The following is a 14,343-nucleotide window of genomic DNA, read 5'->3' on the forward strand; positions in this document are numbered from 1 at the left end:
GCGCCGAAACGTTCACAAGATGACAATCGCAGGCAAACGCGCCCGGCCCGACGGATCAGGCCGGGTCGGTAATTCGGCGGCTGAGAGCCGCGCCTGCGATGTGAACGCGTGAGATCATGTCAGGAACTCTGCCAGAGATCGGCAGCATCGTCCAGTGACGGCGCTGCCTGCGTTGACGATCCCCGCGCTTATCCCGTTCAATGAGCGCAACACCGGTGGTCTTCGCGCCTGCTTTCGGGGGCCCCGTCGGAAATCAGAGTCTGAGCCATGCTTGAGAGATCATCCGTTTTTCTGTCCCTGACCCGCGCTCTGCTCGGCGAGGTGACGCCATCGCTACGGACCGTTCAGTTTGAGCTCGTTGATCGAAACATCGACATCTTCTGCATCTTCGACGGCAGCATTTCGGAGGATGACCGGGAGTCGATGAGTTGCATGGAGACTGAGGTGATGGCCAACTTCCCGGAGGCGACCGTCCAAGCGCGGTGTCTGCGGATCGACCTGCCGGATCCCGTGCCGAATGCTCCCGGTAGGTCCGTTGTGTTCGCGCGTCGAGAATAGGTCTTCGAGCAGCGAGACCTAACGTCGCGGATACCGGCGAGATCGCTGCGGCCCTTGTTTTTCAGAGGCCGACCGCAATCTGGAAACCCTCTAAGAGCGATTCCAGCCGCCGCTCCGTTGACACATTCGCACCGTTGCCGTCTTCCCTGATCCCACGATGCATCGTGTTTGAATTTGCTCATTGGAGGGATTGATGAGACTGACCACCGCCGCCGCGATCGGCGCCATCCTCGCCGGCTTCGCCATCTCGCCGGCCCTGGCCGACGGCTACAAGGACTGCACCAAGCTCGACAAGGCCCAGTGGAAGCCGGCAGCGGAGGCCGAGGCGAAGGCGAAGGCTCTCGGCTACGAGGTGCGCCGCTCCAAGATCGAAGGCAGCTGCTACGAAGTTTACGGCGTCAAGGAAGGCAAGCTCTACGAGCTGTTCTACAGCCCGGAAGATCTCAGCCTGAAGCATACCGTCGCCAAGTAAGTCGCCAAGTAAGTCGACAAGTCATCGGGGTGGCGTGCGGCTCCGCCGCGCGCTGCGATCTGACGCCATGCACGGCACAGCTCCCAGAGCCAGCGTGACAGACCCGGACCAGGCCGAGACGGTGCTGGTCTGGGATCTCCCCTTGCGCCTGTGGCACTGGCTGCTGGCCGTGCTGGTGCTCGTCGCCTGGATCACTCCGAACGTCTATGATGGCCTGCATCGCCTGGCCGGCTACGCGATCCTCGGGCTGCTCGCCTTTCGGCTGATCTGGGGCGTGCTCGGCACGCGCCATTCGCGCTTTCGCAGCCTCCGTGCCCGGCTCCGCGCGACGCCGTCCTATCTGTGGAATCTGCGGCGCGGCAAGACGGGACGCTATCTCGGACTCAACCCCGCAGGCACGGCGATGCAGCTGGCGCTGCTGCTCGTGCTGATCGTCTCGGCGGTGACCGGCGCGATGCAGGTCACCGTGCGCTTCTTCGGCGTCTGGTGGGTGGAGGATACCCACGAGGTGACGTCGTATCTGCTGATCCCGCTCGTCGTCCTCCATGTCCTCGGGGTCGTGCTCGTGAGCCGGCTGCAGCGCGAGAACCTCGCACGGGCCATGCTGACGGGACGCAAGCTGCTACGGCGCACGACGCAAGGCATCGTCCAACGCCAAACGGACTCATCAGGGACACACGGAACTCACAATCCCCGATCGTTGCGCTGAGGCCACAGTTCCCGCAAAAGCTGCCCGAGACGCCCGTTGTGTTATTGCACCCTGGCGCCAAGCACCGAACAATCGCAGGTATCGGATGCCTGACCGCTCCTGCCTGCAGGAGCACGGATCTTGGGGAGGCCGGATGATGAGCTCGCAGCAGTTCACCACGCGTGCGTTGTGCCGATCGGTTGTTCTCGCAGGCTGCGTCATCGCTTGGCCCGCGTCGGCCGCCGAGCCGGAGACGACGACGCCGGTCGTTGCGGAAGTGACGGCATCCACCACGACGGCAGCGACAGCGGCGCAGGCGCTCTCATCGGAAACGGCGCTGACGACGGCATCGATCACGCCGTCGGCTCCCCTGCCCGTCGACGAGTTGGTCGCGCCGGTGGCCTCCGGCGAAATGCCGAAGTCGGCCGTCGCCAGCGCCGATCGCATCGAGATCCTCGACGAGTGCCCCGATATCGATGCCTGCGTCGATCGCTATCTGTTCGCGCTGTATGAGCGCGCGCCAAAGCTCGACAAGATCCGTGAGACCGAGCGCCGCGTCGTCTCCGTCAAGCGCAAGGGCCGCATGGTGAAGGTGACGCGCAGCTTCACCAAGCTCGTCGACAATGATTTCGCCTGGAAAGATCCGAAGGCGGCCGAGCGGGTCGGCCGCAGCATGGCGGAGTATGTGATCGGCGGCATGGATCGCGGCTTCAAGCTGAAGCTGTTTCATACGCTGCACGCCGCGGAGGCCGCAGGGCTCGCGCCCGGCATCACCAGCGGCTTCCGCGACGACTATCGCCAGGAGATCGCGAGCGGGCTGAAGGCGGCGACCAACCGCTCCTATCACGGCGGCAGCCTGCGCGGCGGCTACGGCCACGGCCTCGCCGCCGACATCGTCAGCGTCAACGGCGCCACGCGTGCGCAGCGCTGGGTGGCGACCGAGCAGCTGTGGAAATGGGTCGACGCCAACGGCAAGAGTTTTGGTGTCGGCCGTCCCTATCTCGACCGCGACCCGCCGCATGTCGGCCCGGTCGACGGCGAGGAATACACCAAGCATCGCACGCCGGCCGTGAAGGTCGCGGCGGCGGAGACGAAGAAGGGCAAACGAATTGCGGCGCGGTCGGAGCATCATGCCGCCAAGCGCGCGAAGGCGGTGCGAGCGTCGGCGCTGTCGTCGCGGCGGACGGGGTGATTGCGAGCGTCCGTTGTAGTGCGCGTTAATGTGCCCTCTCCCCTTGTGGGAGAGGGCGCATTCACTGGCAGCGCGAATCTTCATCGTTGGCAGCCAATCAAGTACGTGACCAAAACAAAAAGGCCGGGGCATCGCCCCGGCCTTCGCCGTCTCCGCTGCGCGTCGCGCCAGATTTCAGTAGCGGTAGTGCTCGGCCTTGAACGGGCCTTCCTGCTTGACGCCGATATAGGCGGCCTGGTCGGGGCGCAGCTTGGTGAGGTTCACGCCGATCTTGGCGAGGTGCAGCATGGCCACCTTCTCGTCCAGCGACTTCGGCAGCACGTAGACTTCCTTCTTGTACTTGCCGTCCTTGTTGTTGGCGTAGAGCTCGATCTGCGCCAGCGTCTGGTTGGTGAACGACGCCGACATCACGAAGGACGGGTGGCCCATCGCATTGCCGAGGTTCACGAGGCGGCCTTCGGACAGCAGGATCATCCGCTTGCCGTCGGGGAAGGTGATCTCGTCGACCTGCGGCTTGATGTTGGTCCACTTCAGGTTCTTCAGCGAGGCGACCTGGATCTCGTTGTCGAAGTGGCCGATGTTGCAGACGATGGCGCGATCCTTCATCGCGCGCATGTGCTCGATGGTGATGATGTCCTTGTTGCCGGTGGCGGTCACGAAGATGTCGGCGCGCGGCGCGGCGTCCTCCATCGTCACCACCTCATAGCCCTCCATGGCCGCCTGCAGCGCGCAGATCGGATCGACCTCGGAGACCATCACGCGGCAGCCGGCCTGGCGCAGCGACGCGGCCGAGCCCTTGCCGACGTCGCCGAAGCCCGCGACCATCGCGACCTTGCCCGACATCATCACATCGGTGCCGCGGCGGATGCCGTCGACCAGCGACTCGCGGCAGCCATAGAGGTTGTCGAATTTCGACTTGGTGACGCTGTCGTTGACGTTGATCGCGGGCCACAGCAGCGTGCCGGCCTTCTGCATGTCGTACAGACGATGCACGCCCGTGGTGGTCTCCTCGGAGACGCCCTTGATCGACTTGGCGATCTCGGCGAAGTAGCCCTTCGGCTTCTCCTTGAGCTGCTTCTTGAGCAGCGCAAAGAACACCTCTTCTTCCTCGGACGCCGGCTTGTCGAGGAACGCCGTGTCGCCGTTCTCGGCGCGCAGGCCGAGATGGACGTACATGGTGGCGTCGCCGCCGTCATCGAGGATCATGTTCGGGTGGCCGCCGCCGTGCCAGTCGAACAGCTTGGCGGTGTAGTCCCAATAGTCGACCAGGGTCTCGCCCTTGATGGCGAACACCGGAATGCCGGCGGCGGCGATCGCGGCGGCGGCGTGGTCCTGGGTCGAGTAGATGTTGCAGGAGACCCAGCGGATGTCGGCGCCGAGCGCCTTCAGCGTCTCGATCAGCACCGCGGTCTGGATGGTCATGTGCAGGGAGCCTGCGATGCGCGCGCCCTTCAGCGGCTGCTTCGGGCCATACTCCTCGCGCGTCGCCATCAGGCCGGGCATCTCGGTCTCAGCGAGCGAGATCTCCTTGCGGCCGAACTCGGCGAGCGACATGTCCTTGACGATGTAGTCGGTAAAACCTGGCTTGGCGGTCATGTGGGGGTTCCTGGTCGGATGAATTCGAACTGGTCGTAACGAACGAGATAGACGCGTCGAGGCGCGGTCCAGATCACTCTCCCCGTTGCTCACGGGGAGAGGCAACGGCGGCCTTCTGCCGCCATCTTCAATCTAACGACACCGATGCGGGGCATCGGCTGTCATCTCCCCCCGCGCGCGGGGGGAGATGACGCGTGCATCACACCGCGCGCTTCAGCGGCTCGACGAGGTCGGTCTTCTCCCAGGAGAAGCCGCCCTCATTGTCCGGCGTGCGGCCGAAATGGCCGTAGGACGAGGTGCGCGCGTAGATCGGCCGGTTGAGGTCGAGATGAGTGCGGATACCGCGCGGCGTCAGGTCCATGGCCTTGGCCACGGCCTTCTCGAGCGCATCCTCCGACACCTTGCCGGTACCGTGAGTGTCGATATAGATCGACAGCGGGCGCGCCACGCCGATGGCGTAGGCAAGCTGCAGGGTGCAACGATCGGCGAGACCGGCGGCGACGATATTCTTGGCGACATAGCGCGCCGCATAGGCGGCTGAGCGGTCGACCTTGGTCGGGTCCTTGCCGGAGAACGCGCCGCCGCCATGCGGGGCCGCGCCGCCGTAGGTATCGACGATGATCTTGCGGCCCGTGAGGCCGGCATCGCCGTCGGGACCGCCGATGAAGAACTTGCCGGTCGGGTTGATGTGCCAGATCGTCTTCGGCGTGATCCAGCCTTCCGGCAGCGCCTTGCGCACGTAGGGCTCGACGCGCTCGCGCACCTGCGCCGAAGTCATGTCCTCGACCAGATGCTGATGCGAGACAACGATCTCCCGCACGCCGACCGGCTTGCCGTTCTCATATTGCACGGTGACCTGGCTCTTGGAGTCCGGGCCGAGCACCTTTTCGACGCCGGAGTGACGGGCTTCCGAGATCAGACGCAGGATCTTGTGGGCGTAGAAGATCGGCGCCGGCATCAGATCCGGCGTCTCGTTGGTCGCGTAACCGAACATGATGCCCTGGTCGCCGGCACCCTCTTCCTTGACTTCGCCGGGCTGCAGCGCATCGACGCCCTGCGCGATGTCGGCCGACTGCGGATGCAGGAGGATCTCGATGTCGCAGGTCTTCCAGTGGAAACCTTGCTGCTCGTAGCCGATGTCCTTGATGGCCTCGCGGACGACGTGCTCGATGTGCTCGTTGGTGACCGAGGACGGGCCGCGGGTCTCACCGGCGATCACGACCTTGTTGGTGGTGGCGAGCGTCTCGCAGGCGGCGCGGATAGCCCACGGATCGATGCCGGCCTTCGGCCCTTCGCGGTAGAACAGGTCGACGATCTCGTCCGAAATGCGGTCGCAGACCTTGTCCGGATGGCCCTCGGACACCGATTCCGACGTGAACAGATATGACGCGCGCATCAAGCAACCCCTTCTTCGCCGCCCACGGCGGTCGTTCGTATTGATCCCAAGTGTCTTGATCCCAACTGTCCTGATCTCAGGATGTCAGTCGCGACGCCGCGAGATGACGTAGGACTCGTCGTAGAACCACAGCCCGTTGTGCTTTCGCAGAACCTCTCTGGCGGCGTCGAGCGCGCGGGACGAGTGGGCCACCTCGGTCAGGCGGTCTTCCTCGATCTGCGCGACATACACCGCCGCGTTCCAGGCTGCAAAGGCCGTCGAGGTTCCGATCGCACCGGTGACCTCGTTGGGCAGAGCCTCCATCTCATACCTGAAAATCGAGCGATTGTCCGCATAGGCGTTAAAATTTAAGTCCCGCCCACTGGAGCCCAGCTCGTACTTGACGGCGCGCAATAGCTCATGGCGGCTGACCGAGAAAGGATTTTCTCCCGGCCACACCGCCTGGATGATTTCCAGGCCCGGATCCTGGCCGTGGGAGTGGATTCCGATCAGCCGGCCGCCCGGCTTCAGCGCCCGCGCCAGCGGTGCGATGATGCGCTTGGCGCGAAAATTGACAGAGGACCGCGCCCGATAGGGCTGCGAGGCGATGATCAGGTCGAAATTGGCCTCGACCCGCCCTGCCCTGGGAATGATGTTGTCGAGCAGGAAGCGGTGGTCCTCGCGGTACAGCACCAGCGCGATCGGCCGCTCATAGACCGGCATGCCGGTGCGCTGGGAGACGTTGGCGCGCCAGTTCTGCTCCAAAAACGGCTTCAGCGCCGTGATCTGGGCCTCGAAATCCCCTGACGAATCGCCTTGCAGCACGACCTCGTGCCAGATCATCGAGGCCGCCACCGAGGGCGAGGCCGGCGTCAGCCAGGGCGCCTCGGCATAGTTCATGTTGGTGAACACGAACACGCTGGCCGGATGCTCGAACAGCCGGTCCGGCACCTTCTCCAGGGTCAGCCGGACGTCCTCGAGGCTGAGCTCCTTGCCGGCGACGTAGAATGGAATGTGTGGAAAACGGCCGTGCATCGTCCGCAGAACCTTCGACAACACGGTGCCGTCACCGACTCCGGCATCGAACAGCCGCAGCGCCGGCGGACGCGGATGGATGCTGGCGAGCTCGAGGCCGACGCGCTCGGCCACCACCCGCTTTTCGCTGCAGGTGTGCACGAACAGAAGATATTTCTGGCGGTTCTCGAAGAAGCGGAAATTGCTCTTGGGGTCGCGCTTCTCCGGCACGATGTCGAGCCGCGGCGGCGGCAAAGTGCCGGTGGAGGCCGCGATATAGGCCTGGATGCGGTCCAGCGTGTCGATGGTGATGCGCTTGCCCTCGCGCAGCCGCTGCACGAGCTTGCCGTCGTTGACGGCGCGCCGGCCGAACGTCGATTCCGCCATGTCCGAATGGCGGCAGAACTCCGTGATCTGGGCGAGCAGCTGGTCGTTCTTCATCCGGCCGGGTGGTCCGCCAAAGTCGGTGGGAAGCGAGAGTGGGCAGCAGCCCGTTGGCCCAATCGTCTAGCAGCTTCTGCCCACCATGCAAAGGCCTGGGAGCCCCCTGGGCCGGTACCTTGTTCCGACACTCTTTGGAGCTATAGAGTTCCCAGGGGATCAACGCTGGGGTGAGCATGTCGAAGTGTAAGGGGCCCACGCCGTTCGTGGCCGCGCTGCTGCTTGCTGCCGCGCTCGGTGGGGCCACGTCGGGACCTGCCGCGGCCGGCTATCTCGACGAAAATCCTGACGAGGTCTTCGCCGGTGTCTACGAGCGGCTGGGAGCGCTGCCGCTGCAGGCTGCCCGCGATCCGTTCGTCTGGCTGCGCCTGCAGGAGCTCAAGCGCGAGCCCTGCGACCAGAAGAGCATCAGCGACCTCGCGCTGATGCTCGACAAGCTCGGCTATCGACGTCAGGCCGCCGAAGGTCAATTCCGCTTCGTGAAGGAGTGCGGCGCCCCGCTGATGGCCCTGCACCGCGCCGCCGACACCTACATGAAGCTCACCGACTATCCCCGGGCGGTCGAGGTCGCCGACGAATATGTCCGCCGGGCGCCCTCGAACCGCGATGCGCATTATCTGCGCGCCACGGCGCTGGCCGGTGCGGGCGATCATCAGCGCGCGCTGACCGACTACTCCGACACGATCGAACTCTCGCCGGACAAGGCGAAGGTGGCCAGCCGCGTCTTCACGCAGATGGCCGAGGCCTATGCGGCGATGAAGCGCTATTGCGAGGCGGTCGCGCCGATCAGCCTGTGGGTGTCGTTCGATCCAGTGGCCCGCGATACCGGCCAGACCCAGCGGATGATCGCGGACTATGAACGGCAGGGCAATTGTGTCGCCCCGACGGACGCCCGCAACGAGCGGTTTCCCCTCGGCAGGCAGAAGAACGTCGTGGTGGTCAAGGCGGAGATCAACGGCGTCAAGGGATCGTTCATCCTCGACACCGGCGCGAGCTACGTGTCCGTCCGCTCGGCCTTTGCCGAGCGAGCCAAGCTGCCGCTGAACGTCGGCAGCGACATCACGCTGATCAGCGCGAATGGAGAAACGAAAGCGCGGCTGTCGCGGGCGGACAAGGTCAAGCTCAACTCGCTTTCGGCGACCGGGATTCCGGTCGCGGTCCAGGCCGGCGACCAGAAGGATTACGGCAGCGGCATCGACGGGCTGCTGGGCATGAGCTTCCTGTCACGCTTCGACGTCCAGATCGCCGCCGATTTCGTCGAGGTTCGTCCCCACAAGGCCCGAAAGCCCTAGCGCAGTTCGCATCGGCGACGATACGGGGAGAGCTCGCCGGGGCGCCTTGAACCCCGCCATCCCCCTCCGCAACAAAGGACCAAAGCCACCAGCCGCCATGGTCCCGCATGCGCCGTTATCTACCGCTGCTCTGCCTGCTTCTCGCGCAGCTTTGTTCGCCGGCCTCCGCGCAGTCGCGCTCACAGCTCGGGCCGCTGTGCACCACCGAGACCACGCCGGCGGATCAGATGATATCGGCCTGCACCAAGATCATTGCGCTCAAGGTGTTCTCCGGCGGCCAGCTCGGGACGATCTATTTCTGGCGCGCGGTCGGCTGGAACAAGACGGGCGACTACGCGCGCGTGATCGCCGACACCACGGAAGCGCTGCGGCTGCAGCCGGCGCAGGCGATCTACAATCTGCGGGGCTCGGCCTATTACGACAAGGGCGAATACGAGATCGCGATCGCCGACTTCAACGACGCGCTCAAGAGCGGTCCGCCGAGCGGCACGATCTTCCACAACCGCGGCAATGCGTATCGCGGCAGCGGTGATTTCGCCAAGGCAATCGCCGACTATGGAGAGGCGATCAGGCTCACGCCGAAATCCGCGCTGTCCTGGCAGAACCGCGGCATCTCCAAGCAGGCGACCGGCGATCTCGACGGCGCGCTCACCGACATCAACGAAGCGATCCGCCTCGACCCGGGGCTCGCCTCTCCGCTGATCAATCGCAGCGTGATCTGGCGCGCCAAGGGCAATTTCGACCGCGCCATCACCGACGCCTCGGAGGCGGTCCGGCTGGCTCAGAACCCGCCGGCGAACATCATGACGCCTCCCGGCAGCGTGATCATCTCGGCGCATGTGCATCGCGCGCTGGCCTACGAGGTCAAGGGCGAGTTCGACGCGGCCAAGGCCGACTATGCCGCGGCGCTGAAGCCTACCGCATCCGATGCCGGCAGCAAGGCCAACCAAGCCACCGCCAAGGTCCGGCTGTCGCTGCTGTCGGAGCCGCCTGCCCCGCCGCCGCAGCGCGCGGAGCCCGCGGCCGCACCATCCTCCCCCGTGCCGGCGGCTGCCGCGGCCGGACAGCGCATGGCGCTGGTCATCGGCAACGGCGCCTACGCGCACGTGCAGGCGCTGCCCAATCCGCCGCGGGATGCGCGCGCGATCGCCAAGAGCCTGCGCGACATCGGTTTCACCGTGGTTGAGGGCACCGATCTGGACCGCGCGGCCATGCAGGCCAAGACCCGCGACTTCCTGCGCGACGCAGCGCGGGCGCAGGTCGCCGTGGTGTTCTATGCCGGGCATGGCGTGCAGATCGACGGCCGCAATTATCTGGTGCCCACAGACATCGCGTTCGCATCGGGAAGCAACGTCACGTCAGCCATGGTCGACATGGACCAGATTCTCGCCGGGCTCGACGACCAGGTCCGCACCAACATCCTGATCCTCGATGCCTGCCGCAACAATCCGTTCGCGCCGCCGGAAGGCGCCGGCGCGGCGGCAAGCCGGAGCCTGAGCGGCAGTGGCTTGGCCGCGCCGTCCTCGCTCGGCACCGGTGCGACCTCGGGCGCCGGCACGCTGATCGCGTTTGCGACTGCTCCGGGCAAGGTCGCGCTCGACGGCGACGGCGAGAACAGCCCGTTCTCCGCGGCACTGTCGCGCCACATCGGCACGCCCGGGCTCGAGGTGCAGCAGATGCTGACGCGGGTGCGGGCCGAGGTCGTCGCCGGCACCAGGAACCGACAGGTGCCGTGGTCGAACTCCTCGCTGCTCGGCGAGGTCTATCTGGCGGCGAAATAGAGCTGCCGGAACTCGGAGGCTGCGACAGACGGCTCCCCACAGCCGCTGTTCGAAGCAGCTGCAGCACGCCCGAATCCTGCTATCCTTTTTGCTCACAGAGACGACGCGGATCGCCGTCGGCACATCTCGTTGCCGACACGATCCGGCGCAACAAGACGCGTCTCGAACGATGCAGGGAGGCTCGCATGATCAGTCGTTTCATCCTCGGACTCATCCTTGGACTTGGTTTTTCGCTCGCGCTCGCCGCGAGCCCGGCGCTGGCCGACGACGTCGCCGGCGTCTGGCTGCGCGAGACCGGTGCGTCCAAGGTCAAGTTCGCGCCGTGCGGGGGCGCCATCTGCGGCACGCTGGTCTGGATCAAGGAGGGCACCGATACGCCCGCCAAGGTCGGCCAACGGCTGTTCTCCGGCATGAAGCCGACCGGTCCCAACGCCTGGGCCGGCAGCTACAGCAATCCCGACGACGGCAAGACCTATGATGCAAAGATGACGCTGTCGGGCGGCACGCTGACGACCGCAGGCTGCGCCTTCGGCGGCGCGATCTGCCGGTCCTCGACCTGGACGCGGGCGAACTAGCGCTCCAGCATCGCACCACGGCGGGGTCGCAGAGGACATCGATCATCCAATGGCAGCGAAGACGCAGGCCCGGCTGGGGTTCGTGCTGTTCGCGTTGATCGCCGCGGCGGCCGCGACCTTCGTGCTGGTGCGCCGCTCGGCGACGCCGTCCAGCAGCGATCATCGCACCGTTCGCCAGCTCGTCGTTCACTACAACCTGCTGTCGCGCCCGGATGACCCGATCATCGTACTCGGCGACAGCATCGTCGAGGCGGCGACCCTGCCGGCCAGCGCCTGCGGACATCCGATCGTCAACGCCGGCCTTGCCGGCGCTGGCACACGCAGCGATCTCGCCGGCTGGCTCAAGCCGGCGCTGGGGCCGAAGCGGCCGTTCGCCATCATCGTCTCGCTCGGCGTCAACGACGCGCTCACCGCCAAGCCCGACTCCAGCCAAGTGTTCGCCGGACGCTACGAGGCGCTGCTGCGCGAGCTGACGACGCTGACCACGCGCCTCTTCATCATAGAGTTTCCTCCAGTCGAGGTGCGCGGTCCGTTCACGGCGGCGATGGAAAAGGCCGCGGCGGCGAGCATCACCGGCTATCGTGCCGCACTGCCCGACCTCGCCAAGCGCACCGGCGCGACCTTCATGCCCCTGCCGCCGATGGAAGCGCCGTTCACGCTCGAAGGCGTCCACCTCAATGCTGCGGGCTACCGATCCTGGGATCAGGCGATCCAGCAGGCCACGGAGCTCGCCTGCCGCTGAGGCCGTCGCGCCGAGCCGCTGTCCCCCGACGGACGAAAACAATCCTTCACTCCGCTCCGGCTAGGATCGGGCAGCGCTTCCCGTGTCCACGGTTAACAAATCGCTACATGACCTTGCCCCCACCATCGACGTCGCCGGGAACTCACAAGCTGCTCGGGCTCGAGCTGCTGCGTTTCATCGCCACGATCTCGGTGCTGCTGTGGCACTACCCGCATTTCGCCTACGTCGCAGCCTCGCCGGTCGGCCTCGTCCGCAGCGAGCTGCCGTTCTACCGCGTGCTGTTCCCGTTCTATGAGCTCGGCGAATACGGCGTGGTGATCTTCTGGTGCATCTCGGGGTTCATCTTCTTCTGGAAGTACAGCGCGCTCATCCCGAATGGCGCGGTCGACGGCTGGACCTTCTTCGTCAACCGGCTGTCGCGGCTCTACCCGCTGCATCTCGCGACGCTGCTGCTGGTCGCAGCCCTGCAGGCTGTCTACGTCACACAGCATGGCTTCTACTTCGTCTACCAGAGCAACGATCCCGGCCATTTCCTCGCGCAGCTTCTCATGGCCAGCGACTGGCTGCCGCCGACCGGCGTCAGCTTCAACGGACCGATCTGGTCGGTCTCGATCGAGGTGCTGGTCTACGCTGCGTTCTTCCTGGGCTTGCGGTTCGTCACCACGTCGCCGCTGTTGAACCTGGCGATGATCCTGGCGGGAATCGCGAGCGGCACGCTGGTCGGCAAATGTTTCGTGTTCTTCTATGCCGGTGGCCTCGCCGCGATGGCGCGGCAGAGCGTTGCCGACGCCCCGTACCGACCGAAACTGGAGGCGCTCGCCGCGTGCGCCGCCGTCGGCATTCCCTTGGCGCTCTGGCTATCCGGCGTCGCCCTCGCCGAGCGATCCGCAGCGCTGCTGCTGATCTATACGCCGATCGTGTTGTTCGTCTGCGCAAGGCCTCTCTCGCTACCAGGACGGATTGAAGACCTGGTGCAGGCCGCCGGCAACATGACCTATTCGTGCTACCTGCTGCACTTCCCGATCCAGCTCATGATCGCGCTGGCTTTCGCGACCTGGGGCCAACCGATCCCGTATGGCGGCCAGCTGTTCTGGGTCGGCTTCATGGGGCTGACCCTGACTGCGGCGTATCTCACTTATGCCTTGTTCGAGGCCCCCGCCCAGCGGCTGATCCGCCGCGCGCTGCTGCGCAAAAGCGAAGCGGGGCGGATTGCTCCGGCCCCGCTTCCACGTCATTGATCATCGCCTGATCGCCAGGCGCGCCGCCTCAGGCAGCTGATTACTTGCCCCAGATTTCTTCGGCGAGCTCGACGCAGAGGCGCAGCTTGGCCCACTGCTCTTCCTCGCTGAGAATGTTGCCTTCCTCGGTCGAGGCGAAGCCGCATTGCGGGGACAGCGCGAGCTGGTCGAGGGGAGCGAATTTCGAGGCCTCTTCCATGCGGCGCTTGATGTCGTCCTTCTTCTCGAGCTCGCCGACCTTCGAGGTGACGAGACCGACGACGACGACCTTGTTGCCCTTGGGCAGGAATCGCAACGGCTCGAAGCCGCCGGCGCGCTCGCTGTCATACTCCAGGAAGTAGCCGTCATAGTTGGTGTTGGCGAGCATGGTCTCGGCGACCGGCTCGTAGCCGCCCGAGGAGATCCAGGTCGAGCGGAAGTTGCCGCGGCAGACATGGGTCGAGATCGTCATGTCGGCCGGACGCTCGGCGATCGCGTAGTTGATGACGCGCGAATAGATCTGCTGCAGGCCGTCCGGATTGTCGCCACGCTCCCTGGCCTTCTTCAGCTCCTCCTGCGAGCAGAGATAGGCCCAGACGGTGTCGTCGAACTGCAGATAGCGGCAGCCGGCGTCGTAGAACGCCTTCACGGCCTTGCGGTAGGTCTTGCCGAGATCCTCGTAGAACGCGTCGAGATCCGGATAGACGTCCTTGGAGATCGACTTGCGGCCACCGCGGAAATGCAGCACCGCCGGCGACGGGATCGTCATCTTCGCCGTCACATGCGCCGTATCGGCGTGCTTCTTGAGGAAGCGGAAGTGGTCGAGCATCGGATGATCGTCCGGGAAGTCCAGCTTGCCGATCACGCGCACCGCGTCGTGACGGGTCTGCACGCCCGTGAACTGGATGCCGGCGTCAGGATGAAACAGCTCGCAGCCGGTCAGCTTGGCCAGGAAGTCGAAATGCCACCAGGAGCGGCGAAACTCGCCGTCGGTCGCGAGCTTCAGGCCGGTCGAGGCCTGGCGGTGCACGACCTTCTCGATCTCCATGTCCTCGATCTTGGCGAGGTCGGCCGCGGAGATCTCGCCCTTCTCGAGCTTGGCGCGAGCTTCCTTGATCTTCTGCGGGCGCAGCAGGCTGCCGACTTCGTCGGCGCGGAAGGGAGGCTTGGTGCGTTGCATCTGTTCACTCCTTGGAATGGTCGACGTCTTCGATTTGGTCGATGGATCGGTTAAATGATTGACCTCAGCGAGCGGCCTCGTGGCTGGCGCCCGCGCGTTCTCAAATGCCGGGGCAAGCCCTAGCGCGTCTCCGATCAGTATACAATTACGTTCGGTCAGGATTGTGCGCGGGGGTCGAAAGTCCCGACCCATGCCGGGCTGGCTTTGGCGTCTCGGCCGA

The 14,343-nt window shown here is 65.3% G+C and carries 13 protein-coding genes; 9 read left to right on the forward strand and 4 right to left on the reverse strand.

What is annotated here, in order from left to right; all coding sequences use genetic code 11:
• Positions 1-267 precede the first annotated feature (267 nt).
• The 4 genes from NLR35_RS21355 (at position 268) to NLR35_RS21370 (ending at position 2,910) form a co-directional block, all read left to right on the forward strand.
• On the forward strand, positions 268-558 hold the full coding sequence (locus NLR35_RS21355; RefSeq protein ID WP_257168500.1) for a hypothetical protein: 291 nt from the start codon (positions 268-270) through the stop codon (positions 556-558).
• Positions 559-751: 193 nt separating this feature from the next.
• A complete protein-coding gene (locus NLR35_RS21360; protein WP_257168501.1) occupies positions 752-1,030 on the forward strand; it encodes a PepSY domain-containing protein in 279 nt (92 codons plus the stop codon).
• Positions 1,031-1,097: 67 nt separating this feature from the next.
• Positions 1,098-1,739, forward strand: a complete 642-nt coding sequence (locus NLR35_RS21365; RefSeq protein WP_257168502.1) for a cytochrome b/b6 domain-containing protein — start codon at positions 1,098-1,100, stop codon at positions 1,737-1,739.
• Between the two features lie 133 nt (positions 1,740-1,872).
• Positions 1,873-2,910 carry a D-alanyl-D-alanine carboxypeptidase family protein gene (locus tag NLR35_RS21370; RefSeq protein ID WP_257168503.1) on the forward strand — a complete coding sequence of 346 codons (1,038 nt, stop codon included), beginning with the start codon at positions 1,873-1,875 and terminating at the stop codon, positions 2,908-2,910.
• A gap of 174 nt (positions 2,911-3,084) precedes the next feature.
• Here NLR35_RS21370 and ahcY read toward each other — a convergent pair whose 3' ends face one another.
• The 3 genes from ahcY to NLR35_RS21385 form a co-directional block, all read right to left on the reverse strand.
• Positions 3,085-4,506, reverse strand: coding sequence for an adenosylhomocysteinase (gene ahcY / locus NLR35_RS21375; RefSeq protein ID WP_257168504.1), 1,422 nt, complete (start codon positions 4,504-4,506; stop codon positions 3,085-3,087).
• A 199-nt stretch (positions 4,507-4,705) separates the two neighbouring features.
• Positions 4,706-5,902 (reverse strand): methionine adenosyltransferase, encoded by a 1,197-nt coding sequence (gene metK / locus NLR35_RS21380; protein WP_257168505.1) that lies wholly within the window; start codon positions 5,900-5,902, stop codon positions 4,706-4,708.
• Positions 5,903-5,986: 84 nt separating this feature from the next.
• On the reverse strand, positions 5,987-7,336 hold the full coding sequence (locus NLR35_RS21385; protein WP_257168506.1) for a hypothetical protein: 1,350 nt from the start codon (positions 7,334-7,336) through the stop codon (positions 5,987-5,989).
• 176 nt (positions 7,337-7,512) lie between these two features.
• Here NLR35_RS21385 and NLR35_RS21390 point away from each other — a divergent pair, with 176 nt between their 5' ends.
• From NLR35_RS21390 to NLR35_RS21410, 5 genes are all read left to right on the forward strand, one after another.
• Positions 7,513-8,628 carry an aspartyl protease family protein gene (locus NLR35_RS21390; RefSeq protein ID WP_257168507.1) on the forward strand — a complete coding sequence of 372 codons (1,116 nt, stop codon included), beginning with the start codon at positions 7,513-7,515 and terminating at the stop codon, positions 8,626-8,628.
• Between the two features lie 107 nt (positions 8,629-8,735).
• Positions 8,736-10,409: a caspase family protein gene (locus NLR35_RS21395; RefSeq protein ID WP_257168508.1), complete on the forward strand. Its 1,674-nt coding sequence runs from the start codon at positions 8,736-8,738 to the stop codon at positions 10,407-10,409.
• A 185-nt stretch (positions 10,410-10,594) separates the two neighbouring features.
• Positions 10,595-10,984: a DUF2147 domain-containing protein gene (locus NLR35_RS21400; RefSeq protein WP_257168509.1), complete on the forward strand. Its 390-nt coding sequence runs from the start codon at positions 10,595-10,597 to the stop codon at positions 10,982-10,984.
• 49 nt (positions 10,985-11,033) lie between these two features.
• Positions 11,034-11,726 (forward strand): SGNH/GDSL hydrolase family protein, encoded by a 693-nt coding sequence (locus tag NLR35_RS21405; protein ID WP_257168510.1) that lies wholly within the window; start codon positions 11,034-11,036, stop codon positions 11,724-11,726.
• Between the two features lie 107 nt (positions 11,727-11,833).
• Complete coding sequence (locus tag NLR35_RS21410) at positions 11,834-12,964, forward strand: acyltransferase (protein ID WP_257168511.1); 1,131 nt, start codon at positions 11,834-11,836, stop codon at positions 12,962-12,964.
• A 40-nt stretch (positions 12,965-13,004) separates the two neighbouring features.
• Here the strand turns inward: NLR35_RS21410 and NLR35_RS21415 are convergent, their stop codons facing one another.
• Entirely contained in the window at positions 13,005-14,123 is a 1,119-nt protein-coding gene (locus tag NLR35_RS21415) for a cobalamin-independent methionine synthase II family protein (RefSeq protein ID WP_257168512.1), read from the reverse strand.
• Between the last annotated feature and the right edge of the window lie 220 nt (positions 14,124-14,343).

The sequence above is a fragment of the Bradyrhizobium sp. SRS-191 genome (assembly GCF_024586915.1).
In the GTDB taxonomy this organism is placed as follows: Bacteria; Pseudomonadota; Alphaproteobacteria; order Rhizobiales; family Xanthobacteraceae; genus Bradyrhizobium.

Coding starts and splice junctions, on each gene's coding strand:
- NLR35_RS21355 (WP_257168500.1), top strand. CDS start 268: ATGCTTGAGAGATCATCCGTTTTTCTGTCCCTGACCCGCGCTCTGCTC.
- NLR35_RS21360 (WP_257168501.1), top strand. CDS start 752: ATGAGACTGACCACCGCCGCCGCGATCGGCGCCATCCTCGCCGGCTTC.
- NLR35_RS21365 (WP_257168502.1), top strand. CDS start 1,098: ATGCACGGCACAGCTCCCAGAGCCAGCGTGACAGACCCGGACCAGGCC.
- NLR35_RS21370 (WP_257168503.1), top strand. CDS start 1,873: ATGATGAGCTCGCAGCAGTTCACCACGCGTGCGTTGTGCCGATCGGTT.
- ahcY (WP_257168504.1), bottom strand. CDS start 4,506: ATGACCGCCAAGCCAGGTTTTACCGACTACATCGTCAAGGACATGTCG.
- metK (WP_257168505.1), bottom strand. CDS start 5,902: ATGCGCGCGTCATATCTGTTCACGTCGGAATCGGTGTCCGAGGGCCAT.
- NLR35_RS21385 (WP_257168506.1), bottom strand. CDS start 7,336: ATGAAGAACGACCAGCTGCTCGCCCAGATCACGGAGTTCTGCCGCCAT.
- NLR35_RS21390 (WP_257168507.1), top strand. CDS start 7,513: ATGTCGAAGTGTAAGGGGCCCACGCCGTTCGTGGCCGCGCTGCTGCTT.
- NLR35_RS21395 (WP_257168508.1), top strand. CDS start 8,736: ATGCGCCGTTATCTACCGCTGCTCTGCCTGCTTCTCGCGCAGCTTTGT.
- NLR35_RS21400 (WP_257168509.1), top strand. CDS start 10,595: ATGATCAGTCGTTTCATCCTCGGACTCATCCTTGGACTTGGTTTTTCG.
- NLR35_RS21405 (WP_257168510.1), top strand. CDS start 11,034: ATGGCAGCGAAGACGCAGGCCCGGCTGGGGTTCGTGCTGTTCGCGTTG.
- NLR35_RS21410 (WP_257168511.1), top strand. CDS start 11,834: ATGACCTTGCCCCCACCATCGACGTCGCCGGGAACTCACAAGCTGCTC.
- NLR35_RS21415 (WP_257168512.1), bottom strand. CDS start 14,123: ATGCAACGCACCAAGCCTCCCTTCCGCGCCGACGAAGTCGGCAGCCTG.